This window comes from Enterobacter sp. GD03975 (genome assembly GCF_029838645.1).
GTDB lineage: Bacteria > Pseudomonadota > Gammaproteobacteria > Enterobacterales > Enterobacteriaceae > Enterobacter > Enterobacter quasihormaechei.
Genome location: NZ_JAOBZC010000004.1, coordinates 397,950 through 424,040 on the forward strand (window position 1 = coordinate 397,950; position 26,091 = coordinate 424,040).

General features: G+C 57.8%; 21 protein-coding genes. 4 read left to right on the top strand and 17 right to left on the bottom strand.

Going from position 1 to position 26,091, the window contains the following annotated elements; genetic code table 11:
* Positions 1-7: 7 nt before the first annotated feature.
* From rodZ to N5C09_RS10565, 9 genes are all read right to left on the bottom strand, one after another.
* On the bottom strand, positions 8-1,012 hold the full coding sequence (gene rodZ / locus N5C09_RS10525; protein ID WP_279748995.1) for a cytoskeleton protein RodZ: 1,005 nt from the start codon (positions 1,010-1,012) through the stop codon (positions 8-10).
* Between the two features lie 291 nt (positions 1,013-1,303).
* On the bottom strand, positions 1,304-2,470 hold the full coding sequence (locus N5C09_RS10530; protein WP_003860623.1) for a bifunctional tRNA (adenosine(37)-C2)-methyltransferase TrmG/ribosomal RNA large subunit methyltransferase RlmN: 1,167 nt from the start codon (positions 2,468-2,470) through the stop codon (positions 1,304-1,306).
* A gap of 147 nt (positions 2,471-2,617) precedes the next feature.
* A complete protein-coding gene (gene ndk / locus N5C09_RS10535) occupies positions 2,618-3,049 on the bottom strand; it encodes a nucleoside-diphosphate kinase (protein ID WP_003860625.1) in 432 nt (143 codons plus the stop codon).
* Positions 3,050-3,173: 124 nt separating this feature from the next.
* Positions 3,174-4,049, bottom strand: coding sequence for a 4Fe-4S binding protein (locus N5C09_RS10540; protein WP_279748996.1), 876 nt, complete (start codon positions 4,047-4,049; stop codon positions 3,174-3,176).
* On the bottom strand, positions 4,049-4,837 hold the full coding sequence (locus N5C09_RS10545) for a DmsC/YnfH family molybdoenzyme membrane anchor subunit (RefSeq protein ID WP_279748997.1): 789 nt from the start codon (positions 4,835-4,837) through the stop codon (positions 4,049-4,051). Before N5C09_RS10545 ends, N5C09_RS10540 begins: the two co-directional genes overlap by 1 nt.
* Positions 4,830-5,459 (bottom strand): DMSO/selenate family reductase complex B subunit, encoded by a 630-nt coding sequence (locus N5C09_RS10550; protein ID WP_022649006.1) that lies wholly within the window; start codon positions 5,457-5,459, stop codon positions 4,830-4,832. Before N5C09_RS10550 ends, N5C09_RS10545 begins: the two co-directional genes overlap by 8 nt.
* The gene (locus N5C09_RS10555; RefSeq protein WP_347881070.1) at positions 5,456-7,834 is read right to left on the bottom strand and encodes a DMSO/selenate family reductase complex A subunit; all 2,379 of its coding nucleotides are present in this window, start codon (positions 7,832-7,834) and stop codon (positions 5,456-5,458) included. Before N5C09_RS10555 ends, N5C09_RS10550 begins: the two co-directional genes overlap by 4 nt.
* 88 nt (positions 7,835-7,922) lie before the next feature.
* The gene (gene pbpC / locus N5C09_RS10560; RefSeq protein ID WP_279749000.1) at positions 7,923-10,250 is read right to left on the bottom strand and encodes a peptidoglycan glycosyltransferase PbpC; all 2,328 of its coding nucleotides are present in this window, start codon (positions 10,248-10,250) and stop codon (positions 7,923-7,925) included.
* Between the two features lies 1 nt (position 10,251).
* On the bottom strand, positions 10,252-15,207 hold the full coding sequence (locus N5C09_RS10565; protein WP_279749001.1) for an alpha-2-macroglobulin: 4,956 nt from the start codon (positions 15,205-15,207) through the stop codon (positions 10,252-10,254).
* Positions 15,208-15,495: 288 nt separating this feature from the next.
* On the opposite strand from N5C09_RS10565, the gene N5C09_RS10570 reads away from it, so the two are divergent.
* From N5C09_RS10570 to N5C09_RS10585, 4 genes are all read left to right on the top strand, one after another.
* Positions 15,496-17,040: a PTS transporter subunit EIIC gene (locus N5C09_RS10570; RefSeq protein WP_279749002.1), complete on the top strand. Its 1,545-nt coding sequence runs from the start codon at positions 15,496-15,498 to the stop codon at positions 17,038-17,040.
* A gap of 12 nt (positions 17,041-17,052) precedes the next feature.
* The gene (locus N5C09_RS10575) at positions 17,053-18,420 is read left to right on the top strand and encodes a 6-phospho-alpha-glucosidase (RefSeq protein ID WP_279749003.1); all 1,368 of its coding nucleotides are present in this window, start codon (positions 17,053-17,055) and stop codon (positions 18,418-18,420) included.
* 89 nt (positions 18,421-18,509) lie between these two features.
* Entirely contained in the window at positions 18,510-19,355 is an 846-nt protein-coding gene (sseA, locus tag N5C09_RS10580) for a 3-mercaptopyruvate sulfurtransferase (protein ID WP_063868000.1), read from the top strand.
* Positions 19,355-20,125, top strand: a complete 771-nt coding sequence (locus N5C09_RS10585; RefSeq protein ID WP_279749005.1) for a MurR/RpiR family transcriptional regulator — start codon at positions 19,355-19,357, stop codon at positions 20,123-20,125. The genes sseA and N5C09_RS10585 overlap by 1 nt, the downstream gene beginning before the upstream one ends.
* A gap of 17 nt (positions 20,126-20,142) precedes the next feature.
* Here the strand turns inward: N5C09_RS10585 and sseB are convergent, their stop codons facing one another.
* The 8 genes from sseB to iscU all read right to left on the bottom strand — a co-directional run bounded on the left by sseB (position 20,143) and on the right by iscU (position 26,083).
* A complete protein-coding gene (gene sseB / locus N5C09_RS10590) occupies positions 20,143-20,919 on the bottom strand; it encodes an enhanced serine sensitivity protein SseB (protein ID WP_107533522.1) in 777 nt (258 codons plus the stop codon).
* Positions 20,920-21,016: 97 nt separating this feature from the next.
* Positions 21,017-22,303 (bottom strand): aminopeptidase PepB, encoded by a 1,287-nt coding sequence (pepB, locus tag N5C09_RS10595; RefSeq protein ID WP_279749006.1) that lies wholly within the window; start codon positions 22,301-22,303, stop codon positions 21,017-21,019.
* 60 nt (positions 22,304-22,363) lie between these two features.
* On the bottom strand, positions 22,364-22,564 hold the full coding sequence (gene iscX, locus N5C09_RS10600; RefSeq protein WP_003860650.1) for a Fe-S cluster assembly protein IscX: 201 nt from the start codon (positions 22,562-22,564) through the stop codon (positions 22,364-22,366).
* 1 nt (position 22,565) lies between these two features.
* Positions 22,566-22,901, bottom strand: a complete 336-nt coding sequence (fdx, locus tag N5C09_RS10605; RefSeq protein WP_003860652.1) for an ISC system 2Fe-2S type ferredoxin — start codon at positions 22,899-22,901, stop codon at positions 22,566-22,568.
* Between the two features lies 1 nt (position 22,902).
* Positions 22,903-24,753: a Fe-S protein assembly chaperone HscA gene (gene hscA, locus N5C09_RS10610; RefSeq protein ID WP_279749007.1), complete on the bottom strand. Its 1,851-nt coding sequence runs from the start codon at positions 24,751-24,753 to the stop codon at positions 22,903-22,905.
* A gap of 14 nt (positions 24,754-24,767) precedes the next feature.
* Entirely contained in the window at positions 24,768-25,283 is a 516-nt protein-coding gene (hscB, locus tag N5C09_RS10615; RefSeq protein WP_063867992.1) for a co-chaperone HscB, read from the bottom strand.
* Between the two features lie 76 nt (positions 25,284-25,359).
* Positions 25,360-25,683, bottom strand: a complete 324-nt coding sequence (gene iscA, locus N5C09_RS10620) for an iron-sulfur cluster assembly protein IscA (RefSeq protein ID WP_003860659.1) — start codon at positions 25,681-25,683, stop codon at positions 25,360-25,362.
* A 13-nt stretch (positions 25,684-25,696) separates the two neighbouring features.
* Entirely contained in the window at positions 25,697-26,083 is a 387-nt protein-coding gene (iscU, locus tag N5C09_RS10625) for a Fe-S cluster assembly scaffold IscU (RefSeq protein ID WP_015703172.1), read from the bottom strand.
* Positions 26,084-26,091 lie beyond the last annotated feature (8 nt).

Consider the following 26,091-nt stretch of genomic DNA (forward strand, 5'->3'; position numbering starts at 1 on the left):
CCGTCTGTTACTGTGCTGCTGATTGTTCGGCATTAACGGTAAGACGCGCAACCTGGTTAGTTCTGATAAAGCGGCTCAGATCGACAGGTTTTCCTTGATACTGGATCTGTACCGCTGCCGGTGCGCCGATTTTAAGCTTGTAAGGTGCCTGGCCCGTTAGATTTAACGTGCCATCTTTGCGTTGCAGGCCGCTGAACAGCTTTTTACCTGTTGCGTCAGTCACTTCCAGCCAGCAATCCGCCGTAAAATTCATTACCAGCGCATTCGGGTCAACGGCAGGGGCCGCCGTACCAGCCGGGTCAGTTGGCAGCGACGCCGCGGTGTTATCCGCCTGTGCCGTTGCCGCAGGTGCGGTATCATCATTTGCCTGTGAAGGCGATACCACCGCATTCTGATCCTGAGCCTGGGTTGCTGGCGCGGTATTCGCCGTCGCCTCTGGCGCTGGAGCAGCTTCGGTTGCAGGCGCGTTCGCTGCTGCCGTCTGCGTTTCGCTGGAGGTCGAAGCCCCTTCCGTACTCAGCGGCACGCTTTGTGCACCGTTGGATTGATTAAGCTCAGCGGAGGACTGATCGGCCATGGTGGTGATCTCTTCCTGCTGCGCTTTGTGGTTTTGCCACCACCATGCGCCCGTCAGGCCGACAACCACAAACAGAACCAGCCAGGTAAAGCTCATCAGCCAGCCATCGCGTTTTTTACGACGCTTACCCAGCGAGAAGCTTTGCATCGGCGCCACTTTTGCTGCACGTACCGGCGCCTGCTTCTCCATCATCGGCAGTAATTCGTCTTCAGGAATATGAACCAGTTTGGCGTAAGAACGGATATAGCCGCGCAGAAACGTTGAAGCCAGATCGGCAGGAGCCTTATCTTCTTCAATGTCGCGAACGGTGGACACCTTCAGGCACAGGCGTTCTGCAACGGCTTGCTGGCTGAGTCCGAGTTGTTCACGGGCGTTGCGAAGACGAACGCCAGTGGAGAGTGCTGCATTTTGATCGTGAGTGGCTTCAGTATTCATTCGCTACAACTACTGGTACGTGAAAATAAGGGTTCAGGTGCCGGTGAGTCACAATGCCACCCGCACCGCGAAACTTCAGGTCAGTTAACCTGGAACAAACAGTATAAGACTGTCGGGCCGCAGATGACAGCGCTGGCGGGCCTTCACGCTAAACTGTTGTTACGTCGTTACATACTGCCCGAAAGTCGTATGAAACGCACCGTAATTATTAATCAGTTGTAATGATTGTGGCTGATTATTCAGTAAATTAATGCTTCACGGCGCAAAAAATGCGCCGTGTCTGCATAATAATCAGACGGTTTTAACCGCGATTGACTCACCCTGCATGCGCTTGCGCAGCGTACGTTTGGTACGGTCAATAACGTCACCCGCCAGCTGACCACAGGCTGCGTCAATATCATCACCACGCGTTTTACGCACGATGGTGGTGAAACCATACTCCATCAGCACCTTGGAGAAGCGATCGATACGGCTGTTTGAGCTACGGCCATACGGCGCGCCCGGGAACGGGTTCCATGGGATCAGGTTGATCTTGCATGGCGTATCTTTCAGCAGTTCTGCCAGCTCGTGAGCATGCTCGGTACCGTCGTTGACATGATCCAGCATCACGTATTCGATGGTCACGCGGCCCTGGTTGGCGTTGGATTTCTCCAGGTAACGGCGCACGCCGGCCAGGAAGGTTTCGATATTGTACTTTTTGTTGATCGGCACAATTTCGTCACGGATGGCGTCGTTAGGCGCGTGAAGGGAGATTGCCAGCGCGACGTCAATCATGTCGCCCAGCTTGTCCAGCGCAGGCACAACGCCGGAAGTAGAGAGCGTCACGCGGCGCTTGGACAGACCAAAACCGAAGTCGTCGAGCATGATTTCCATCGCCGGCACGACGTTGGTCAGGTTCAGCAGCGGTTCACCCATCCCCATCATCACCACGTTGGTGATGGGACGCGTACCGGTGACTTTCGCCGCGCCCACGATTTTCGCGGCACGCCAGACCTGGCCGATGATTTCCGACACGCGCAGGTTACGGTTAAAGCCCTGCTGCGCCGTCGAACAGAATTTGCACTCCAGAGCACAGCCCACCTGAGAAGAGACGCACAGCGTGGCGCGATCGTCTTCCGGGATATACACGGTTTCAACGCGCTGATCGCCAACGGCAATGGCCCACTTGATGGTGCCATCCGAGGAGCGCTGCTCTTCCACCACTTCCGGCGCGCGGATTTCCGCCACTTCTTTAAGCTTATTGCGCAGCACTTTGTTGATGTCCGTCATGTCATCAAAATTGTCGCTGCAATAGTGGTACATCCATTTCATGACCTGATCGGCACGAAACGGCTTCTCGCCCATCTCTTTAAAGAACTCGCGCATCTGCTGACGGTTCAGGTCCAGCAGGTTAATTTTTCCATTTTTATTGGGAACCGCAGGAATGGCGACTTCGGAGGTATTCACTAATTCAGACATAATATTTTCCGGCCTCGTTGTTACACGTTGTGGCCCTTGGTGGGTTGAAAAGAAACGCCCCGGTAAGCAGTCTGCTCGTCCGGGGCGTTGCATTGTACAAAGTCTGGCGCAGGGATGCCACGTTTGCACGCGGCATTTACGAAATTATTAGCGAGTGCGCGGGCACACTTCGCCTTCAGCGAAGAAGAACGCGATTTCGCGCGCAGCAGATTCAACGGAGTCGGAACCGTGGGTGCCGTTCTCGGTGAAGCTGTCTGCATAGTCGGCGCGCAGAGTACCGGCCAGCGCGTTGTCCGGGTTGGTTGCACCCAGCAGGTCACGGTGACGCTGTACCGCGTTTTCGCCTTCCAGTACGGATACCACGATTGGGCCAGAAGTCATGAACTCGACCAGACCGTCAAAGAATGGGCGACCTTCGTGCTCCGCGTAGAAACCGCGAGCCTGCTCAACGGTCAGGTGCAGCATTTTGGTGCCAACGATCTTAAACCCTGCTGATTCAAAGCGAGCGAAGATGCTGCCAATAACGTTTTTTGCCACCGCGTTTGGTTTGATGATGGAAAAAGTACGTTCAATAGCCATTGATAACCTCTGTAAAATGTTCTGTTGTTTTTGCATACCTGAGTATGGTGTGGCGCGGATTATAAAGAGCAATAGCGCCATTGCCTATGGTTATACATAACATTTTTTTAAAATGAGACGAAGATTAGCAACAGCCCGTATTTCGCATACCGTATTGGTGGTGAAAACAGAGCGGACACTGCTTTTCATCAGGCGTAAATGACCAGAAATGACGGTGGCACGCCAGGCAAACGGCTTCATATGCCGGTATGGCCACGCTTTTCGCTGTCCCCTCTGTTTGCGTCACTTTTATCGCCCCATGCTGGCACACCGCTTCGCAGCCGCCGCAGCCGGTACAGCGCCCGGTTTCCACGACCAGTTCAGCGTTCTCAAACCGAATCGCGTTTTCCGTACAGCTCCGCCAGCACGCGCCGCACAGTACGCACGTTCCGGCGTCGAGGGTGATATCTGCCTCGCTAAACGCAGAAAACGCCCTGCGCAGTTCACGCTGACCGGGCACGACGCTACAGGCCCGGACATCCTCACGGGGTACGTGCATCAGCGCGCGGCGGGCGATATTCACCTCGCTGGCGGGTATCAGCTTAAACGCCCACGCCGCTTCACCGCGTCGACGAAGCGCAAGATTGAGCCGGGCAATCGCCAGCAGCCAGTCAGGGTACTGCTCCGCGTCGATACTGATAAAACGAACGTGGTGCTGCACGTGCCACAGCAGCAGCTCATTCACCCCGGGCGCACGTTCAGTAAAAGGCCCAACCAGCGTATCGCCATACAGAAAGCGTTTTCGCGGCGTGATGCCGGCGATCGCCTCCGTAGGGCAGACAAACAGGCAGTCACCGCATTCAATACAGCGGTTCTCATCAACCGAGATGCCTGCGTCCGTAAAAGAAAAAGCCTGCACAGGACAGGCGTCCGCACAGGCGCAGCAGGAAGCGTGGCGAAAACGGCGACGGACGCACGCCTGCGTCACGTCCATCGCCGGGGCAAACGTTAATCCGCCCATCAGCCAATACTGAAGAAAACGAAGCGCAGCATCAGCTCACCCACAATCAGCAAGGCGCTGCCCAGCAGCATTGTGCCGCGCGCCACTCTTAAGCCGCCCGCAGCAAAGCACAGCAGACCCGCAACAGAAACGCACCAGCTCAGCAGATGCACGGTGCGCAGTTGCTCCAGCATCCGTAGCGGAGCGTGAGGGAACGTCACTACGGCGTTGTCCATGGCAGTGATGTCCGCCAGCCAGACGGGCTGCATCACCAGACGCACAAGCACCAGCAGCGTGACAATGCCCACCGCCGCACGGACGTTGATGCGGGCATGCGGCGCACAGGCCATGCAGGCTGAGCCGATGATCCCCACCGAGCCGATAAACAGCACCAGCGTGTTAATGTGCTGCCACGTCACTACAGACGCATGCATGTAGATCTGCGCCATGCAGAACACGTCGACCAGACCCACCAGACCTGCCACAACCAGCAGCGGCTTCCAGCCCGGCTTTTTGACAAACATCAGCAGCACGGCGAGACCAAGCGCCGCAAGGTAAAGGCTGGCAAAGATGATCTCACGGCTCAGCCAGGAGCTGGAGATGTGGCGCAGCGCGTTAAGCGCATTAAGCGGATAGCCCATGTGCAGCGCTGAGGCGAGCAGCCCAAGGCTTGCCAGCACAAACGCGCCGACGGCAGGAAGCAGCACGCTACGTTGCGAAGCGTACGCGCCCCCGAACGCCAGCCAGAGCGTAACGCCAACCGATCCTTGCAGGAACAGCGTAAAAATCAGCAGCGGTAACTCATGCATGACGTTTCCCCTCTTTCTCTGCGCCCTGATGCGCCTTGATCACCAGGTTTGGTTTGGTGATGGAGGAATCAGGTAACCCTTTCACATCACAGACCGCACCATACTTCGCCCGTAGTTCATCAATCGGCCCGAATTTAATCGCTTCGAGTGGACAGGTTGCCACGCAGACGGGCTGTTCCCCCTTCGCCTGGAGATCCACGCAGAAATCACATTTGGACATCTGCCCGGTCTGCTCGTTGAGCTGGGGCGCGCCGTAAGGGCAAGACCACGCGCAGTACCCGCAACCCACGCACTTATCCGTATCAACGCGGACAATGCCGTCCCCCGGACGCTTATGCATTGCGGTGGTCGGACAGTTTTTGGTACAGATTGGGTCTGCACAGTGGTTACAGGAAATAGAGAGCGTGTAGGCAAAAACGTTATTGCTGACGCCGCCCTGCCCGGTCGGGATAAAGCTCCCGCCGTTCACTTCATAAACACGACGGAAACGACGTCCGACCTCAAGGTTGTTTTTATCTTTGCACGCCACCTGGCAGGCCTTGCAGCCCGAGCAGCGAGAAGAGTCGATATAAAAACCCAGCTGTTTGTCGCTCACCGGCGCGTAGTGTTTAAACTGACTCATGCTTTAGCTACCTCCACCAGCATGGTTTGATGGGAATTCCCTTTCGCAAGCGCGGTAATACGGGCAGAACTGAGCACGTTCGCGCAGCCGCCCTTATCGATACCCTGCGCGTCCGGCTGCCACCAGGCACCAGCCTGCATGGCGACAACGCCCGGAATAATGCGCGGCGTGACCTCCGCCGGGATCTCGCAAATGCCGCGGGCGTTATGAATACGCACGGTATCCCCCTGCGCAATGCCGCGCTTTTGCGCGTCCTGCGGGTTGATCCACAGCTTTTGCTGCTGGGCTTCAATCAGCCACGGGTTGGCGTACTGGGTGGAGTTAGCGCGGTTTTTCCCCTTCCAGGTGATCAGCTGGAGCGGGAAGCGTTTCGCCAGCTCGTCTTCCGGACCTTCATGGGCAGGCACGTAGTGCGACAGCGCCGGAATTTCCGGATGATGCATGTCGTACAGACGCTTCGAGAAGATCTCAATTTTACCGGAGGGCGTCGGGAACGGATGATTCTGCGGATCGCGAATGTTGTCTTCAAAGGCGACAAATGGCGCGCTTTTGAAGAGGTGCTGGCGCGTCTTCTGAAGCGTCGCGAAGTCCGGCAGATTTTCGTCCGGCATGGCGAGCCGCGTCTGTTCCCAGATGTGCTCAATCCACGCTTTTTCATCACGGCCTTCGCTGAATGCAGGTTCGACGCCAAGCTTAGCAGCAACTTCCCGCAGCCAGGCGTAGTCTGAGCGACGCTCAAACTCAGGTTCAATCAGCTTCTCAGACAGGATCAGATAGCTTGCGGTGCCCCAGGTTTCGCCGATATTCCAGCGTTCCATGAAGCTGGTTTCCGGTAAAAGAAGGTCGGCGTATCTGGCGCTCGGCGTCATAAACAGATCGCTTGCGACGATGAACTCGATTTTCGACTCGTCTTCCAGAACACGGGTTGCCTGATGCAGATCCGGGTTCTGGTTAGCCAGATAATTGCCCGCCAGCGAGAACAGGATGCGGATATTGCTGTCCAGCTTCTCTGCATCCTTCAGGCCGTCTTCCGCCGTTACCTTAGAAGCATCATCGGCGGCCTGCACCCAGTTCATTACCGATATTTTGGCTTTTACCGGGTTATCCGGCATCTCCGGCCCGGCAGCAAATTTACGATTAGCGCAGCCGCCATAGCCTGCCGCCCAGCCGCCCTTCACCCCGACGTTACCCGTCAGCGTGGCCAGCAACGTCGAGCCGCGTGCGGTGCGCTCGCCGCAGTTATGGCGCTGCGGCCCCCAGCCCTGGATCAGCGCGGCGGGTTTGGTGGTTGCGTAGTCGCGCGCCAGTTGACGAATGGTTTGCGCAGGCACGTGGGTGATTTTCTCTGCCCACTCGGGCGTTTTCGCCACGCCATCTTTTGCGCCGCTCAGATAAGCCATCAGGGATTCATTAGCCGGAACGCCTTCTGGCATGGCGTCTTCGTCAAAGCCCAGGGTATAGCGCTGAATAAAGTCGCGATCGTGCAGATTCTCCGTGACGATCACGTACATCATCGCTTCCATCAGGGCGTTATCTGTTGTGGGGAGCAGCGGGATCCACTGGTCGGCCAGGGAAGAAACCGTATCGGAATAGCGTGGGTCGACAACGATAAAGCGCGTCCCGTTTTGCTTCATCTTCTGATAGAAGTGATTGCTGTGCCCGAAGATCGTTTCCGTTGGGTTATGCCCCCAGAGAATGACCAGTTTGGTGTCCAGCAGCGTGTCCAGAGAGCTGCCGCTGGCGGCGGTGCCGTAGGTATACGGCGTGGCTGCCGCCGTGTTACCCATACTGACCGAGTGATAGCTTTCGAGATAACCGCCGGTTAAGTTCAGCAGACGACGAACCATTTTATCGCCGGAGAACGTCCCGCCGGAAACCGCCGTACCCACATGAACATAGCGTGAAGCCGCACCGTATTTTTGCGTAATGGTTTTTAAATGATTCGCAATTAGGGTGGTGGCTTCATCCCAGGTAATACGCTCGAATTTTCCTTCACCACGTTTACCCACTCGTTTCATTGGATATTTTAGCCGATCGGGATGATAAACAAATTTCCGATAAGCCCGACCACGAACGCAGGCGCGCATCACCGGCATTTGCGGATCCAGCGCGTTATCCGGACGCGTTGAAATTCGGGTCACAACACCTTCACTGACGTGAGCACGAATATCGCACTTACCGCCGCAGTCAAACGTGCTACAGGTTTGCACCACTTTTTCTTCAGGCGTAGCGTCCGATACCGCCGCGCCCTGTACCTGTGCTTTGCCCGTTTTGATGACAAACGGCAGGGCGGCGAGCGCCGATCCTGCCTGAATAAACTGACGCCGGGATATGGCGGGAATAATCCCCTCTCCCTGATGTTTATTTTTTTTCATTGCTCGTTCCTGAAAATAAAAACGCATTCTCGTTTTTTTTCAGGAACGAATATTGATAATTATCAAGCTAACTCTTCAGGAGTAACACTTAGCGATCTAATTCAAAATTCACCGTCACCGTTTGTCCTGTTTCATCCAATACAATTAATTGATATTTACCCGGCAAATATAATTGTAATGAATAATTCTTTTGATGGCCGTCCAGCGGCTCGCCGTTCAAAAACCACCATCGCTGCCCCTCCCCGCCGCTGGTTGAAACGAAGAGGGTTATATTTTTCTCGCCCGGAAGACGTTTAATGACCGCCCCTTCCCTGATGCCTGACAGCATCAGCGGTGCTGCATTGTGGTTATCCAGCGGGGGGCAAACTCCGGAACGGGCGGGGAGACGAGCAGCCCTTTTTTCGGCAGTTGGCAGCCAGGGCTCCAGCGGCAATGGCCAGACATCCAGCACTTTCTCTGTGGCGTCCGGACAATCCGCCGCGACGCGTTTTCCTTCCTTATCCAGCCAGACCGGGAAACGGATCCCGCGAATCCCTTCCTGTTCCGGCAACAGCAGCGTAGGCGGTGCACTGCCTTCAAGCAGCCAGGTTGACAGCCGACGCCGACAGTTTTCGCTCCCTTCAGGCAGGGACTGGCCGCCTGGCCAGCAAATCACGCCCCGCCCAACGCTGGCAGGACGCGGATCGTGCGGCAGACGCGCTTCATCCACCATTGAGCGTGACTGAAGCATGTTATTCACCTGATTAAGGAGCGGAACCGCGCTGGCGAAACCAAACTGCCCCGCAACGGGCGTACCGTCCGGACGTCCAGTCCAGATACCGATGACATAGCGGGCATTCAGCCCGATGGCCCAGGCATCCCGGTAGCCGTAGCTGGTGCCCGTTTTCCAGGCCAGCGGCGCAACCTGGGGCAGCGCGCTGTCCGGCAGGGGCTGCGCTTCGTTGGCAAGTATGCGACGAATAATCCACGCCGCGCCCTGCGACAGCAGCGGACGTTCGATCAGCGGATCGCCAGGCTGTAAACGCAGTCGGCCCGCCTTACCCTGACGCGCAAAAGCGCTGTAGGCGGCAGCGATATCAGCCAGGCGCGCCCCGGCGCCTCCCAGAATCAGGGAGAGATTGGGCTGCGCACCCGCAGGGAGAATGAGCGGTAATCCCGCGTTGCTCAGCATGCCTGCAAAGCGTTTTGGACCGTACGCTTCCAGTACCTGCACAGCAGGCAGGTTGAGGGAACGCACCAGGGCTTCGCTCATGCTGACCGGCCCGTGAAAGCCACTGTCAAAGTTGCCGGGACGATAATCTCCCGTTTTTCTTGGGACATCCTGAAGCAGCGAGGCGGGATGGATGAGAGCCTCGTCCAGCGCCATGCCATAGATGAATGGCTTAAGAACCGATCCCGGAGATCGGATCGCATTGACCATATCTACGTGGCTAAAACGGCTGTCATCGTTGATATCTACCGAACCAACCCAGCCACGTACTTTCATAGACGTATGATCCACAACGATCATCGCCAGCGAACTGCGGGCGGGCAGGCGCGATTTCCAGTTCATTGCCAGCTCTTCAAGCTGTCTTTGCAGGGCTGCATCCAGCGTGGTGACTATTTTTGTGTCACGACTTTTACTGAGCATCATGCGTGAAAAGAGCGGCGCCAGCTGCGGCATCTGCCGGGGAGCCAGCCACACCGGTTCTTCACGGGACTCTTTCACCTGTTTCTCTGACCAGACGCCCTGAGTCAACATGCGGTCGAGCACTTTGTTACGCGCCGCTTCCGCACGCGCCGGCCAGCGGTCCGGACGCAAACGGCTTGGCGCCTGCGGCAGCACCGCCAGCAGCGCCGCGTCGGAATAGCTCAGCCGTGAGGGCGGCTTTCCAAGATAAGTCCAGCTTGCAGCGCCCACGCCCTGCAACGTGCCGCCAAACGGGGCACGGTTTAGATACAGCGTAAGAATGTCACGCTTGGAGAGATGCCACTCCAGCTGCATCGCCCGCCACAGCTGGCGAATTTTGCCGCCAAAGGTGCGCGGATGCGGATCCAGCAGGCGCGCCACCTGCATGGTCAGCGTGCTCCCGCCTGACACGACTCTCCCGGAGGTGAGATCCTGCCAGGCGGCACGCAGTACAGAAAGCGGATTGACGCCAGGGTGGTTCCAGAACCAGCGGTCTTCATACTGGATCAGCGCTTCCAGATAGCGTGGTGAGACGTCTTCAATGGTAACCGGATAGCGCCAGATACCTTCGCTGTCGGCAAAACGCCACAGCGGGACGCCCTGCTCATCCACGACCACTCGCGCAGGGTTGACCTCTTTCAGGGGCAACGGCCAGACACGGTCAGCGACGACAATCAGTCCCCCTAAAACGAGAAGCGCTCCCGCCAGCCACAGCCAGCGGGAGCGAATCAGGCGCGTTATCCGCATTTTACGGTACAACGATCAGCGGGCCACTGGCCGCCCCCGTTGCTCGCCACTGCGGAACGTACATGGACTCGACCATCGGAACAGGCACCTGGTAGGTTCCCGGCGTAACGGCACGTGCCAGATAGACCAGCGTGACCGGCTGACCTTCGTTGACCGGCACGGCGGCCACAAAGCGATCGTCGCGGAATTCCATGTGCTGGATATCAGACTGCTGCATCTGATTAAGCAGGTTTTGCACCTCACTGCCGCTGTCCGGCAGGCTGGCACTGCTGCTCGCCAGATTCTGATTTTCCAGCTCCAGACCTGCCGGGAGCAGATCCACCACCAGGGCATCCGGCACGTTCTGGCTGGCCTTCACTTCAAGCCACACAAGAACCAGTTCCCCGCTCTTCACCGATGAGAGCGATTTCGTGCTGCCGTCCAGGGACAGTATATGACGCTGGATGCTCAGAACCTTCGAAGAGGGCTGCGGGGCATATTCCGGATAACCGGTACTGTCGAGGCGCACCCACAGCGGCGCGGCGCCAATGTTGGTGACCTGCAAACCGTCAAGCTGAGCACCGTTCACGTTTTGTACCTGCGATTTTTCACTGTTCAGCGTCTGATCGGAGAGGCTGGTGGTGGCCTGCCAGGCGCCGCTGAGGTTTTGCAGCGAACGTCCGGCAAGAAACAGGGCGTTACTTTCCTGCGTGGAGAGCCAGCGCTGGCTAAATGCCTGCTCAGACAAGCCGTTCAGTAGCGTATTTTGCGCCTCCGGCAGTAGCTTATTCTCTTCAAGGAGGGCGAGCATCAGGGCGTTATCGCGAAGCTGGCTGCCATAATCCGCAATCCAGGTTTTGCTCTCTTTGCGCGGCGTTTTCATCGCCTGATCCATCGCCTGCTGGCTGCGCGGCCCGTCGCCCATCAGCTTCAGCGCCACGCCCAGCTGCATCAGCGGGAGCCCGGAAGCAGCCTGGGCCTGACGATCCCAGATTTCACGCAATGCCCCAAGCGGCGCTTTTTGCTGGCGCGCCAGCACCAGCGCAGCATAGGCCTGCACGGCGAATTTGCTGGCCTGGGTGTCGTCACTGTAGCGGATGGACATCATGCCCGGATCCTGCAAATAGCGCAGCAGGCGGTTATTGGCTTTATTGACCGCGTCAGCGGGAACGCTGTAGCCCTGTTCTCCCGCACGAACCAGGAAATCCGTCACATAAGCGGTCAGCCAGTACTCTTCCGGACCATTTCTATCCCACAGCGCAAAACCACCGTCGTCACGCTGCATTTGCAGCAGGCGGGAGATCCCGATATCAATGGCGGCGCGGCGTTTATCATCAGTGTCGCCCTTGATGCCCAGCGCCGCCAGCTGCGCGGCGTTAGTGTAGAGCGACGGGAACAGGCCGCTGGTGGTTTGTTCCAGACAGCCGTACGGATACGCCTGTAGCTCACGAATATAGCGCGCCAGGTTCAGCGGCGGTTTGCCGCTCAGCAGCAGTTGCCCCTGTAAAGTGGCAGTCGATAAGCCGCTGCTGTGCTGCACCGGCGCGGTCCAGGACTCGCCGGGGTTGAGCATGGCGCCGGTATTCACCGTTTGCGCCGGGTATGCGGGACGCACGCCTATCTTCCAGCTCTTGTGCTGAGGGACAAACGTTTCACCCGGCAGCTGAAGCCCGGTAACAAGCGCGATGACTTCCCCTTCACCGTAACCGTCCTGCGCGCGCACCGGAATGTACAGCGTGCTGCGCGCGCCGGGCTCTAGCTGAACCGGGCGCGGCGGCGCGCTACTTTCAATCGCCAGCTTGCCCGTAGAGGTTAATACGACATTGAGCGTTTGTGGCTTGTCAGTCAGGTTCGTCAGATCCAGCGTCAGCCTTGAGGTATCCCCGCTCGCCAGGAACCGCGGCGTGTTAAGCTCGGTGATAATCGGCGCAGCCACTACGACTTTGCTTTCGCTGCTGCCGAAATCGTCTTCCGTCCAGGCCTGTGCCATCAGACGCAGTTCGCCGTTGAAATCACCAATCGGCAGCGTGATAGTGCCTTCGCCATTGGCATCAAGCGTTACCGGCTGCGCCTGCTGGGCAATAATGGTGACATGGTTCACCGGTGGCTTACCGCCGCGTTTCAGTTCATCGCCGTCCCCCCCAAAGCGCAGTGCGGCCATGCGGCCCTGGCCCTCAATAACCTGGCCGTAAACATCATAGATATCCGCGCCATAGCGCTTCTGGCCGAAGAAGGCTTCCCACGGATCCGGCGTAACGTAGTCGGTGATGTTCAGCACGCCGCTATCAACGGCCGAGACCAGCACATTGACTTTCTGCGGCACAGACCCCGCTTTCACGCTTGCCTTCACCTTCACTGAGAGCGTCTGGTTCGGGCGCATTTTTTGCGGGTTCTCAAGGGCAATGTTGAGACGACGATTTTCGTCGCCCATCGGCAGGTGCAGCAATCCAACCGCGCGCTTCGGCGTGGCGGATTTGGATTTATCGCCGGGACGAACCACCAGCGTGCTGAGATAGAGATCGTGACGCTTCCAGGCTTTATCCACCGGAATAGAGAGATCCAGACCGTTTGCCGGCACGTCGATCTCTTTCCACCACAGTGGTCCTTCGCTGGATTCGATCATCGCATAGCCCTTGCCTGCTGCCGGGGCCGCAATGTGCAGGTTTATGGTATCGCCCGGCTGATAAGCGGGTTTATCCAGCTTCAGCGTTACGCGGTCTGGACGTGCAGCCCCCGTGCCATCGCTGTTATCCTGCCAGCTGTAACCGGCCCAGAAGCGCACGCTGCTGACCATGTCATCAGGCGCTTTCACTTCCAGACGGTATGAGCCCCACTCCACCGGGAAGGTGACTTTACCGGTTTCATCTGCCTTGAGGTTAAGCTCCTGCTCGCCCTCAACCAGATCTTTTTGATCGAACTGAGACTGCCAGCCCTCACTCTCGGACCAGTTCCAGAAGTAGTCACGGCGCTCACGGATAAGACGCACCTGCAAGCCGGATACCGCTTTTTTCGCCCCGCTGGCATCGGCATAGACGATGTCAAAGCTGGCGTTGCCGTTCTCATCGACGATCGGCTGGTTGACGGTGGTATCGGTACGGTAGTCATAAACGGCCTTGCTGGCGAACTGTGGGCGGATCCCCGGGAGTTCAGCCGCAGGCCAGATAGCCTGCTCAGCGCGTCGTGTCACCGGACGTCCGCCTGATTCCAGCAGGCTGGCCTGCAAAATCAGTTGCAGCGGCGAGTGCGTATCTTTCCACTGGCTTTCGGTGGTTACCTGCCCGCGTCCCTTTTCGTCCAGCGTAAGCTGCACTTCATCCAGGCTGCGGCTCAGGTTTTCCTCGGCAATATCACCAAACTGGAAGCCAGGCAGTGCAGGAACGGCGTCGCGTAGCGGGCGCAGGAAAAGCTGTCCTTGCAGAGCATTGCCGTTAGCCGGTGCGCCATACAGGTAATAGCCCACAACGTTAAAGTCCACATCATCCTGCGGGGAAACCGGTGTTTTTTGCCCGGTCAGATTCAGCGCCATACGCTCAGGCATAAAATCTTCGACGTGGAAATCCCACATGCGCTGCTGGTTATCGCCCGTATTTGCGCGCATATGCCACATGCCGGTCTGGGCGCCGCTATCAAGCGGATAATTGAAGCGATAGAGACCGTTCTCGGGTTGCACAACGACCGTACGTGCTACCTGTCCGTCCGGACGCAGCACGTCAAGTTTTACCGGCTGATCGGGAAGCGGTTTTCCGTCGCTGTCGCGCAGCAGGCCGTTAAGGATCACCGTTTCACCCGGACGATAGAGATCGCGCGGGCCAAACATAAAGAACTGCTTGCTGTACCCGGGCTTGCCGGCGATATCAAACTCCGCCAGATCCAGCGCCGGAAGCTTGAGGTCAAGCAGCGTGGTCTGGCCATCTTTGCTGGCCAGGATCAGCGCGGCTTCTTTATCGGTTTCCAGTTTCGCATGGCCGTCGGCGTCGCTGTTCGCCTCGGCAAGGGTCTGCCCTTTATCGTTCAGCAGGGTAATGGTCACGCCTGACTGCGCCGCACCGTTTTCAAGGCTCTGGGTGAAGATGTCCAGGCGGTTATGATAACGGTGAGCGGACAGCCCAATATCACTTAAGGTAAAGAGCGTCGCGGCGTTACTGTAGTTATAGTGACCGGCCTGATTCATCACGGCGATATAAACGCCAGACTGCTGGAGCGGCTTAATTTCTTTGAGCGGCAAAAGCAGTTTTTCACGCGTGTTGCGCGCCGGGTTGAGGTCGAAACGGCCGGTATAGACCAGTTCCGCCATCTTCAGCAGGTTGTCGGATTCCCAGTTGGTCAGCGAGTTACGGTACTCCCACTGGCTGACAAACGAGGCCAGCGACTCCGGCTTCACGCGGTAGAAGTTGACGTCCACGTTGCTGACGTTAAGCGCCATCACCGGCAACCCTTCCACCACTTTGCCCGGCAGCAGCGAACCGCGGCTGGCGAATCCGACCGTCGGCTCAATATCCCGTGTCGTAAGCGCCTTTTCATAGCTCTTATCGAAGGTTGCGTTATTCAGTGCCTGTAGGCCATGCTCAACGGTGACGACCAGATTACGATTCGGCTCCAGGTGGCGCAGGCGCAGCTCCTTAAGATTGGGCGCCAATTCCCAGGCACCGTCCACCTTCCCGCTTTTCTTATCCACCACATGCACCGTTTTGGCGAAATCCTGATCGGGTTTCAGAGGTACAGAGAAGGTCAGAACCAGCGTCGCGGCGCCGTCGAGTTGCACTTCAGAAGCATCCAGCAGCGTCAACGCCTTGCCCTGACTCTGCGCGGCCAGCTTAGCCAGCTTTTCAGGATCAGCTTTTTCCGGGGCTTTCTGTTGTGATGCCGTAGACGCTGCGGGCGCAGCGGCCTGAGGTTTATCGTCGCTGTTATCACAGCCGACAAGCGTAAAGGTGGTGAGCAGCGCGAGAGAGATCGCGGCTAAGCGAAACGGTTTCATCCTGTGTCCCTGGCCTGAGGGGGGCCTGTTGGTCGTCGTCCGGATAAGTATTATCCGCAAGTTTCGTTAATACAAAAAGTCCAATTTTATAATCTGGAAAGCGCCTCGCAGAATTGCATCTCGCTGATCTACCGGGTTGGAACCGCGATCACACGGCGTAACGTAACATGTTACCTTTCACGTCATTTGTTTTTAAAACAAGAGGATAGCTGGATAAACTCGCGCTGAGCCTGCTAGTTTTATGACCATGACGCACCCCGAGTGCGCGGTTCAATAAGAGAGAAAGCCATGAAACGAGCCGTGAACGCCCTACAAAATTTCGGAAAATCACTTTACGGACCTGTACTTATCTTACCCATCGTCGGCCTGTTTATCGCCTTTGGCAATGTACTGGGTAACGGCAATCTGGCCGAGTACCTGCCGTTTCTCGGCCATCCGCTGATCCAGAGTGTCGGCCAGCTGATCGCCAAATCTGCCGTGTCGGTGCTGGTCAACCTGGCACTGGTGTTTGCCGTCGGGATCCCCATTGGACTGGCAACACGAGACAAAGGCTACGCGGCGCTGATTGGGCTGGTGACCTTTATCGTGTTCATTAACGCGATGAACGTGACGCTACAGCTTCAGGGTGAACTGGCTCCCGCTGAGCAGATGAAAGCCGCCGGACAAAGCATGGTGCTGGGCGTCCAGGTGCTGGAGATGGGTGTTTTCGCCGGGATCCTGACCGGGGCGCTCTCCGGTTATCTATACAACAAATATTCCGGCGTGCAGTTTAACGGTGCGATGGCGATTTACTCCGGCCACTGCTTTGTGGCGATTGTCATGCTGCCCGTTTCTATGCTGCTCGGCGTGGCCATGAGCGAACTCTGGCCATACGCGCAGCATGGGATTAGCGCCCTGGCGCTGGCTATTAAAGGCTCTGGTCCGTTCGGGGTGGCGATCTACGGTTTCCTTGAGCGCATTCTGGTACCGACGGGCCTACATCATCTGGTCTATACGCCGTTCCTGTATACCGAACTGGGCGGCACGCAGGAGGTGTGCGGCACGGCTTACCAGGGGGCGCGCAATATCTACTTCGCCGAGATGGCCTGCCCGGACGTCAAACAGCTCAGCAGCACCGTGGTGTGGGATGCGCGCGGCATCAGCAAGATGTTTGGCCTGCCCGCCGCCGCGCTGGCGATGTACATGACCGCGAAGCCAGAGCGTAAGGCGATTGCGAAGGCCATTCTGATCCCGGCGGCGCTGACCTCGCTGCTGGTCGGCGTAACCGAGCCGATTGAATTCTCCTTCCTGTTTGTCGCCCCGCTGCTGTTCGTGGTGCATGCGGTGCTGACCGGCATCGGCATGATGCTGTTCTCGCTGTTTGGCGTTCACGCTATCGGCGCCAACGGAATTATCGATTTCATCCTCTACAACCTGCCGCTCGGCACGGAGAAGTCCAACTGGCCAATGTACATCGTGGTGGGGCTGATCATGTTTGCCCTCTACTTCGTGGTGTTCCGCTTCCTGATCCTGCGTTTCAACATGAAAACGCCGGGCCGTGAAGATGAGGATCGGGAGACGCGCCTCTACAGCAAGCAGGAGTACCAGGCGAAGGGGAATAACGACGGGCTGGGCGAATCCATCGTGGTGGGTCTGGGCGGCCGGGCAAATATTGAAGTCGTTGATAACTGCTACACCCGCTTACGCGTCACGGTGAAGGACGTCGACATCATCGACGAACCGCGCCTGAAAGCGACCGGCGCGAAAGGCGTTATCAAACAAGGTAACAACGTTCAGGTGGTCTACGGGCTGCATGTCAAAAAAATGCGAGAAGCCGTTGAGACGTTTCTCTGAAAGGAGCTAAAAATGTTTACACCCCCCTTTATTCTGTCGATTGCCGGCGGCGGCAGCACCTACACGCCGGGTATTGTGAAAAGCCTGATGGTACGCCTGGACGATTTCCCTCTGGCAGAGATCCGCCTGTACGACATCGACGAGGCGCGTCAGAAGACCATTGCGCCCGTGGTGGAGAAGGTCATTCGCGACCACAGTCAGAGCATCAAATTCACCGTCACAAGCGACCCGGAAGTGGCCTTCAGCGGCGCGCACTTTGTTTTTGCCCAGATGCGCGTCGGGCAGTACAAAATGCGCGAGCAGGATGAAAAAATTCCGCTGCGCCACGGCGTGGTCGGCCAGGAAACCTGCGGCCCAGGAGGGCTGGCGTATGGCCTGCGCACGATCCTGCCGATGGTGGAGCTTATCGATCAAGTGGAACGCTACGCACATGAGAAAGCGTGGATCGTGAACTACTCCAACCCGGCGGCGATTGTTGCGGAAGGCGTGCGTCGCCTGCGCCCCAACGCACGGGTGCTGAACATCTGCGATATGCCGGTCGCGGCGATGCGTAATATGGGGGCCATACTGGGCGTGGATCGTCGCAGGCTGGAGGTGGACTATTTTGGTCTCAACCACTTCGGCTGGTTTACCCGCGTGCTGGTGGACGGCGAGGACAAATTACCGGAGCTGCGTAAACATATCGCGAAGTTTGGCCTGCTGACGGAAGATGCCGCAAAAACCGACCCGCAGCACTCGGATCCGTCGTGGGTGAAAACCTGGCGCAACATCAAGCCGATAATGGATAACTTCCCAGAGTACCTGCCGAACCCGTATCTACAGTACTACCTGATGCCGAACCAGATTGTGGAGCATCAGAACCCCGACTATACCCGGGCCAACGAAGTGATGAACGGGCGTGAGAAAAAACTCTTCGCCGCTGCCGAAGAGTACCAGCGCACCGGAATTTTACCGGATGCCTTCCACGTAGGTGTCCACGGTGAGTTTATCGTCGATGTCGCCTGCTCGCTGGCGTTCAACCTGCGCCAGCGTCATCTGGTGATGGTCGAAAACCGCGGGGCGATTACCAACCTGCCTTATGATGCGGTAGTGGAAGTGCCTGCCTATATTACCTCCGAAGGACCAGAGCCCGTCCGCGTGGGTCAGGTGCCGCTGTTCCACCAGACGCTTTTACAGCAGCAGCTGGCCTCTGAACAGCTGCTGGTTGAGGCGACCATCGAAGGCAGCTATGAGAAAGCACTTCAGGCGTTCACCCTGAACCGCACCGTGCCGACCATGGAACACGCGAAAGCGATCCTGGATGAGATGATCGAAGCCAACCGCGACTACTGGCCTGCACTGCAAAAGGCCTGGCAGGACGGCGAAGCGGTGAAAAAATAGGGGCTTGCTCGCGAGTTGAACGTGGTTAGCTTGTCGGTGTCAGAAAAAACACCGACAATCCTTTTTTACGGAAAAGAATGGAGGCAACCATGTCCACCTCATATTTTGTCGCTGCCGACTGGCTGATTGAGCACGGTGACGACCCGGAAGTTCAGATTATTGATGCGCGCATGGCCCCTCCGGGGCAAGAGCATCGTGACGTTCCCGGTGAATACCGCGCAGGGCATCTGCCAGGCGCGGTATTTTTTGATATCGAAGCGCTTTCCGATCACACCTCTCCCCTGCCGCACATGCTGCCGCGTCCGGAAGCGTTTTCCGTGGCGATGCGCGAGCTGGGCATCAGCAAAGACAAACATCTTGTAGTGTACGATGAAGGCAATCTGTTCTCCGCGCCGCGCGCGTGGTGGATGCTGAAAAACTTCGGCGTGGAAAAAGTGTCGATTCTAGCGGGTGGGCTTGCGGGCTGGAAACGCGATGAGCTGCCGCTCCAGCAGGGTGACGTCACGCTGCCGGAAGGCGATTTCGACGCGTCGTTTGACGCACACGTGGTGAAGCGTCTGACCGATGTGCTGGTCGTCAGCCACGAAAAGACGGCGCAAATCGTCGATGCGCGCCCTGCACCACGCTTTAACGCTGAAGCGGATGAACCACGTCCGGGGCTGAGGCGAGGCCATATTCCGGGTGCGCTGAACGTGCCGTGGGGTGATCTGGTGTTTGAAGGCGAGCTGAAAACCACCGATGAACTGCGTGCCGTTTTTGAACGTCAGGGCGTGGATCTGCATCGTCCGATTATTGCCAGCTGCGGCTCCGGCGTGACGGCCTGCGTGGTGATTCTGGCGCTGGCAACCCTTGGCGCGAATGACGTGACTCTGTATGACGGCGCCTGGAGCGAATGGGGCGCGCGGGACGATCTGCCGGTTGAACCGGCGAACTAATGGATAACCGCCTGGCAACGCTGTTAACGCGCGGGTCCTCACTGACCCGCGCGGAGTATCGCGTCCTCGCCCTCCTCACGGAGCATCCGCTGCTGGTGGGCAACATCACCGTGCGCGAGCTGGCGCTGGCGACATTTGTCTCCACCGCGACGATTATGCGCCTGTGTCAGAAGCTCGGGTTTAGCGGCTTTAGCGAGTTTAACTGGCACTGCAAGCAGCTGCTTTCAGACACGCCGCACATCACCGTGCAGCCTGAGCAGCATGCGGAATTACCGGCGCTGTTCGCTCAGTTTATTGCCAACTATCAGCATACCTTTCAGTGGGTCACCCAGGCCAAACGCCAGCAGTTTGCCGGCCTGCTGCGCCAGAAAGAGAGCTTCTTTCTTTACGGCGCCGGGTTTTCGTATCTTTTTGCCGAGTACCTGACCAAGAAGTTGCAGGTGCTGGGTAAAACGGCGTTCATCTCCGGGCCGGGAGACAGCCGGAATATTTTTCTCAGTAACGCCGCGCGTTATCAGGTGTTTATTGCCGTCTCCCGCAGCGGCGAAACGGAGCAGGTACTGGATAAAGCGCGGATAGCCAAAAACGTCGGCATGACGGTCGTCGCCTTTACCCGAGCCTCCGCCAATACGCTGGCGGGCATGGCGGATCTGCATTTCGCGCTGTATGACGAGGCGGTGCACTTCGCTGCCGAAGCCGCGGGCGTGACGTCGTTTGAGTCGAATCTGGTGCTGCTGATGGATTTACTGCTGCTGGAGGCAACGGGGTGAGGCTCACCCCGCCGTAATTAAATAATGCGGTTGGTTTTAAGATCGCGCAGGAAGCCGCCCCAGCGACGCTCGTAGAACGGGGTGATGTGCTCGGTAATAAAGTGGCTGATCCCTTTCTCGCCCTTCTTCACCTGACAGATATCGATCGGCTCATCGCCCGGCAGCGTGTCGGTCGCTACGCTTCCCGCCGCCTGAATGATGTCTTCAATATCGCCGTCCGCTTCAATACCAATCAGCAGCACGGGCTGTTCATCAGCCCCCTCTTTGATGGAGCAGAGGAAAGCGCGTTTCACCGGCTTGATGGTACTAAACAGCGTGGTCAGGGAGTCAATCATCTGCGCGGGCGGCTCGGCCACTTCAGAGAGCAGCAGCGTTTCGCCCCCTTCCAGCACCTCCTGGGTGCTGAGCGGGTTGCCCTCCTCACCAATCAGGTGGCTGATTTCGCGCGGGGTGAACTCTTTCCCTGTTGGCAGTTTGGCGTTGAGGAAAAGCGTCTGCCCCAGCGTCATTTCGAACAGCGTGCGCACCGGCATCACCACGAACGCCTGTTCGTCTTCTACCGCTTCCTGCAAGGCTTCCAGCGAGGTAAAGAACGGGATCACCGAGGTGCCGTCATCTTTCTCCCAGTGCAGCAGATCCAGCGCGCTGTCTTCCACTACCTGCTCCCCTTCTGCCGCCGTTCCCGGCACCCAGACGGTAGATTCCAGCAGCGTGCGGAAAAAGGCCGGACGGTGGGCGGGCTCGGTCGCCGCCTGCTCCAGCAGGGTCTCTAATTCGTTTTTAGTATCTGACATAGTTTCGCTACTTCAAAAAAACGCCGGGTGGCGCTTTGCTTACCCGACCTACAAAACCGTAGGCTCGCACAAGCGTGGCGCCACCCGGCAAAAAAGATCACTCAGCCGTCAGCAGGTTCGCTACGGTACGCACACCCAGACCGGTCGCACCCGCAGACCACTGTTCAACCGCCGCTTTACGGTAGGTTGCAGAGCAGTCGATGTGCAGCCAGCCTTCATGATAGTTCTCAACGAAGTGAGACAGGAAGCCCGCTGCGGTGCTTGCACCCGCCGGATACGCCGCGCTCGCGGTGTTGTTCAGCTCGGCAAAGTTAGACGGCAACTGGCTGCGGTGGAACTCGGCCAGCGGCAGGCGCCAGAACGGCTCGTTTTCCGCCGCAGCGCTTGCCAGCAGGCGAGCGGCCAGCTTGTCGTCGAAGCTGAACAGCGCGTGGTAGTCGTTACCCAGGGCCGTTTTCGCCGCGCCGGTCAGGGTCGCCATGTCGATAATGAGCTCTGGCTTCTGGGCAGAGGCGTCGATCAGGCCATCGGCCAGCACCAGACGGCCTTCGGCATCGGTGTTCATCACTTCGACATTTTTACCGTTGCGGTAGCGAATGATGTCGCCCAGCTTGAAGGCGTTACCGCTCACCATGTTATCCGCGCAGCACAGGTACAGCTTGACGCGCTTGTTCAGGCCACGAGTGATAGCGAACGCCAGCGCGCCGGTGATGGTTGCCGCGCCGCCCATGTCGGACTTCATGGAGTCCATGAATGCGCTCTGCTTCAGGCTGTAGCCGCCGGTGTCGAAGGTAATGCCTTTCCCGACCAGGCAGGCAAAGACCGGCGCTTCTTTATTGCCGGTTGGGTTGTAATCCAGCGCCAGCAGGACCGGAGGACGCTCAGAACCACGGCCCACGGTATGAATGCCCATGTAGTTCTGCTCGCGCAGATCTTCGCCCTTGGTGATGCGGTAGGACATGTTATCCCCCGCCACGCCGGACAGCAGGTCAACGGCGCGCTGCGCCAGCTGCTCAGGGCCAAGCTCTTCCGCCGGGGCGTTAATGGTGTCGCGCACCCAGTCGATAATTTTCAGGCGGCTTTCCAGCTCTTTCTGACCAGCTTCGTCGAGGTTCGCCCACTCAATTTTACGGGTGCCTTTCGGGCCTTTGTATCCCGCCCAGAACGCCCAGCTGCGGTCAGTATCCCAGCCTTCACCTTCCAGCGACACATGCTTAATGCCCAGGCCGTCAATTTTACGCGCGGCGCGCTGGATCAGACCCAAATTATCGTTGCCCGTCAGGTGCAGGGTAATACCGTCGTTGTTGATGCTGTAGGTGGCTTTTTCGCCCCAGCGCGCGTCAGCAGGCTGTGTGGCGAGCGTAATCTTCATCGCTTCGGTCATTTTATTTATCCTTATTAGCAACTAGCAAACGGGCCGCCTGAAGGCAGCCCGTTTTGTTATTTATTCTGCTTCATCTAACCAGACTAACAGAATCGCCTCCAGAATTTTTTCATTGGATGCGTTAGGATCGTCGTCGAAATCCTCTAAATCGCAGATCCACTGGTGCATGTCGGTGAATCGTACGGTTTTCGGATCGAGATCCGGGTTCGCGTCGTAGAGCGCTTCGCCGATTTCACGGCTGTCTGTCCACTTCAGTCCCATATTAATGCTCGCGTGCGTGGTTGATGGTGTAGCGCGGGAATTCTACGACCAGATCTTCATCGGTCACCGCGGCCTGACAGCTCAGGCGGCTGTCTGGCTCCAGACCCCATGCTTTATCCAGCATGTCGTCTTCGTCTTCGGTGCTCTCGGCGAGAGAGTCGAAACCTTCACGCACGATGCAGTGGCAGGTGGTGCAGGCACAGGATTTTTCACAGGCGTGTTCCACTTCGATACCTGCACGCAGGGCAACATCGAGAATGGTTTCACCGGTCTTCGCTTCCAGAACAGCACCATCCGGACAGAGGTCCGCATGAGGCAAAATAACAATCTTTGGCATATTAAACCTCGTCCACGGACTGGCCTTTCAGCGCGACGCGGACAGATTTGTCCATGCGGCGAGCGGCGAAGTCCTGGGTTTGTTTATCAACGTTTTTAATGGCTTCTTCTATTGCGTCAGCGTCATTGCCTTCAGCGACTGCGCGTAAGCGCGCGGCAGCCTCGTCAATCACCTGGCGCTCGGCGGCGCTTAACAGCGCGGCATCGGCAGCGAGCGCCCCGTTCAGGCTTTCCAGCACGCGTGCGGCTTCAACTTTCTGTTCAGCCAGCATACGCGCCTTCACATCCTGCTCGGCGTAGCTCATTGAATCCTGGATCATGGAGGCGATTTCGCCATCGGTCAGGCCGTAGGACGGCTTCACCTGGATGGACGATTCCACGCCGGTGGATTTTTCCATCGCCGTCACGCTCAGCAGGCCGTCGGCGTCCACCTGGAAGGTCACGCGAATATGCGCCCCGCCCGCCGGCAGCGCCGGGATACCGCGCAGCGCAAAGCGCGCCAGAGAGCGGCAGTCCTGCACCAGTTCGCGCTCGCCCTGCATCACGTGGATGGACATCGCGGTCTGGCCGTCTTTGAAGGTGGTGAACTCCTGCGCGCGCGCCACCGGAATGGTGGTGTTACGCGGGATCACTTTCTCCACCAGGCCGCCCATGGTTTCTAAACCGAGAGACAGCGGGATGACGTCCAGCAGCAGCATTTCGCTGTCCGGCTTGTTGCCAACCAGAATATCGGCCTGGATAGCGGCGCCGACGGCAACCACTTTGTCCGGGTCGATGGAGGTCAGCGGCGTGCGGCCAAAGAATTCGCCCACGCGCTCGCGCACCAGCGGCACGCGCGTTGAGCCGCCCACCATGACCACTTCCAGCACCTCGTCAGCCTCCACGCCCGCATCCTTCAATGCGCGACGGCAGGCCAGCAGGGTGCGTTTAACCAGAGGCGCAATCAGCTCGCTGAACCGATCGCGGGTGATTTCACCCTGCCAGCCTGCGACATTAACGCTGACCGACTGCGCATCGCTCAGCGCAATTTTGGCGTCGATTGCCGCATCCAGCAGTTCGCGCTGAACGCGCGCATCGCTGCGATCGCTGATGCCCGCCTGCTCGCGGATGTAGTCCGCCAGCAGATGGTCGAAATCATCGCCGCCGAGCGCGGAATCCCCGCCGGTCGCCAGCACTTCGAACACGCCGCGGCTCAGGCGCAGGATAGAAATATCAAAGGTGCCGCCGCCCAGATCGTAGACCGCAATCACCCCTTCCTGACCGGAGTCGAGGCCGTAGGCAATCGCCGCCGCCGTCGGTTCGTTCAGCAGGCGCAGCACGTGCAGGCCCGCCAGACGCGCGGCGTCTTTGGTGCCCTGACGCTGTGCGTCGTCAAAATAGGCCGGAACGGTGATCACTACGCCGTCCAGATCGCCGCCAAGCGTCGCCGTCGCGCGCGCCGCCAGCGCTTTGAGGATGTCAGCGGAAACACGAATTGGGTTCAGCAGGCCGGCCACCGTGGCAATCATCGGCAGGCCGTTTTCACTGGCCTGAAGCTGATACGGCAGGTGCGGGTAGCGGGTCTGGATATCAGCCAGCGAGCGGCCCATCATGCGCTTTACGGAGCTGATGGTGTTGGCCGGATCGCGCGCGGCGTTGGCGCGGGCGTCGTAGCCAACCGCGTGCCCCTGCGGCTGATAGTGGACCACGGAAGGCAGCAGATTGCGGCCCTGCTCGTCAGCCAGCGTTTCCGCCTGGCCGCTGCGCACGGTCGCCACGAGGGAATTGGTGGTGCCCAGGTCAATACCGACCGCCAGACGACGCTGGTGCGGTGCGGCGCTTAAGCCAGGCTCACTAATTTGTAATAAGGCCATAATTGCTTCCGAAATTAAAAATCGAGCAGCTTTTCTTCGAGTTGTTCAGCACTGCTTCGCAGTTTATCGAGAAAACGGAGTTTGCGCACAGTGTCTGCCGCGACGTCCCAGGTCTCGTTGTTCAGTTGCTCCACCATCTGCTGATGGCGGGTATCGAACATGCCCTTCACGCGCGTGATAAAACGTTCCAGACGCGCTTCATCTTTGGCCTGTTCAATCTCATCCAGCTCTTCGCGAAGCGTAAGCTGTTCCATCAGAAAGGCGGTGTCGCGCACGGTATGCTGTTCGCTCGCCAGATCGAAGCCGTGGAGCGAAAGCAGATATTCGGCACGCGTCAGCGGATGACGCAGCGTTTGCCAGGCCTGATTGATGGTCGCGGAGTGCGATACCGCAGCCAGCTGCTCTGCCTGCGTCCCGCTGGCGAATTTATCCGGATGGTACTGACGCTGTAGATCCTGGAAACGGATCGTCAGTGCCTGAAGATCGATCGGGTATTGAGCGGGTAGTCCGAAGAGAGTGAAGTAATCCATAACAATCTCAGGGGTAGCCTGTTAGAACAAACCCCACGCGCAGCAAAGCCACGGTGGGGTTTCGGATGACGCGCGGTTAAACGTGGAAGCTTTCGCCGCAACCACACTCGTCTTTGACGTTCGGGTTCGTGAATTTGAACCCTTCGTTCAGGCCTTCTTTTACGAAGTCCAGCTGAGTGCCGTTGAGAAATTGCAGGCTTTTGCCATCGACCACCACCTTCACGCCCTTGTCTTCAAACACGGTGTCATCAGACGCCGGCTCGTCAACAAACTCCAGTACGTAAGCCATACCAGAACAGCCGGAGGTACGTACGCCCAGTCGCAGGCCAAAGCCTTTACCACGGTTCGCCAGAAAAGAGCTTACTCGCGCGGCAGCGCTGTCGCTAAGGGTAATCGACATACTCAAACCTCAATTATTTTGCTTCACGTTTGCTTTTGTAATCCGCAATGGCGGCTTTGATCGCGTCTTCTGCCAGAATAGAACAGTGAATTTTCACCGGTGGCAGTTCGAGTTCTTCAGCAATATCCGTGTTCTTGATTGCCTGTGCTTCGTCCAGAGACTTGCCCTTCACCCATTCGGTGACCAGGGAGCTGGAGGCAATAGCAGAACCGCAGCCGTAGGTCTTGAAGCGCGCGTCTTCAATGATACCTTCATTGTTGACTTTAATCTGCAACTTCATCACGTCGCCACATGCTGGCGCACCAACCATGCCGCTGCCGACAGAGTCGTCGCTGTTGTCAAAAGAGCCAACGTTGCGCGGGTTCTCGTAATGATCGATAACTTTTTCGCTGTATGCCATGATTGAAT

Excerpts from the sequence above, each read along its gene's own strand:
- N5C09_RS10545 (WP_279748997.1), bottom strand. The coding sequence starts at position 4,837 with ATGCATGAGTTACCGCTGCTGATTTTTACGCTGTTCCTGCAAGGATCG.
- N5C09_RS10540 (WP_279748996.1), bottom strand. The coding sequence starts at position 4,049 with ATGGGCGGATTAACGTTTGCCCCGGCGATGGACGTGACGCAGGCGTGC.
- hscA (WP_279749007.1), bottom strand. The coding sequence starts at position 24,753 with ATGGCCTTATTACAAATTAGTGAGCCTGGCTTAAGCGCCGCACCGCAC.
- N5C09_RS10575 (WP_279749003.1), top strand. The coding sequence starts at position 17,053 with ATGTTTACACCCCCCTTTATTCTGTCGATTGCCGGCGGCGGCAGCACC.
- iscU (WP_015703172.1), bottom strand. The coding sequence starts at position 26,083 with ATGGCATACAGCGAAAAAGTTATCGATCATTACGAGAACCCGCGCAAC.
- N5C09_RS10570 (WP_279749002.1), top strand. The coding sequence starts at position 15,496 with ATGAAACGAGCCGTGAACGCCCTACAAAATTTCGGAAAATCACTTTAC.
- sseA (WP_063868000.1), top strand. The coding sequence starts at position 18,510 with ATGTCCACCTCATATTTTGTCGCTGCCGACTGGCTGATTGAGCACGGT.
- N5C09_RS10585 (WP_279749005.1), top strand. The coding sequence starts at position 19,355 with ATGGATAACCGCCTGGCAACGCTGTTAACGCGCGGGTCCTCACTGACC.
- rodZ (WP_279748995.1), bottom strand. The coding sequence starts at position 1,012 with ATGAATACTGAAGCCACTCACGATCAAAATGCAGCACTCTCCACTGGC.
- N5C09_RS10550 (WP_022649006.1), bottom strand. The coding sequence starts at position 5,459 with ATGAGTCAGTTTAAACACTACGCGCCGGTGAGCGACAAACAGCTGGGT.
- pbpC (WP_279749000.1), bottom strand. The coding sequence starts at position 10,250 with ATGCGGATAACGCGCCTGATTCGCTCCCGCTGGCTGTGGCTGGCGGGA.
- hscB (WP_063867992.1), bottom strand. The coding sequence starts at position 25,283 with ATGGATTACTTCACTCTCTTCGGACTACCCGCTCAATACCCGATCGAT.
- N5C09_RS10555 (WP_347881070.1), bottom strand. The coding sequence starts at position 7,834 with ATGAAAAAAAATAAACATCAGGGAGAGGGGATTATTCCCGCCATATCC.
- fdx (WP_003860652.1), bottom strand. The coding sequence starts at position 22,901 with ATGCCAAAGATTGTTATTTTGCCTCATGCGGACCTCTGTCCGGATGGT.
- pepB (WP_279749006.1), bottom strand. The coding sequence starts at position 22,303 with ATGACCGAAGCGATGAAGATTACGCTCGCCACACAGCCTGCTGACGCG.
- iscA (WP_003860659.1), bottom strand. The coding sequence starts at position 25,683 with ATGTCGATTACCCTTAGCGACAGCGCTGCCGCGCGAGTAAGCTCTTTT.
- sseB (WP_107533522.1), bottom strand. The coding sequence starts at position 20,919 with ATGTCAGATACTAAAAACGAATTAGAGACCCTGCTGGAGCAGGCGGCG.
- iscX (WP_003860650.1), bottom strand. The coding sequence starts at position 22,564 with ATGGGACTGAAGTGGACAGACAGCCGTGAAATCGGCGAAGCGCTCTAC.
- N5C09_RS10565 (WP_279749001.1), bottom strand. The coding sequence starts at position 15,207 with ATGAAACCGTTTCGCTTAGCCGCGATCTCTCTCGCGCTGCTCACCACC.
- ndk (WP_003860625.1), bottom strand. The coding sequence starts at position 3,049 with ATGGCTATTGAACGTACTTTTTCCATCATCAAACCAAACGCGGTGGCA.
- N5C09_RS10530 (WP_003860623.1), bottom strand. The coding sequence starts at position 2,470 with ATGTCTGAATTAGTGAATACCTCCGAAGTCGCCATTCCTGCGGTTCCC.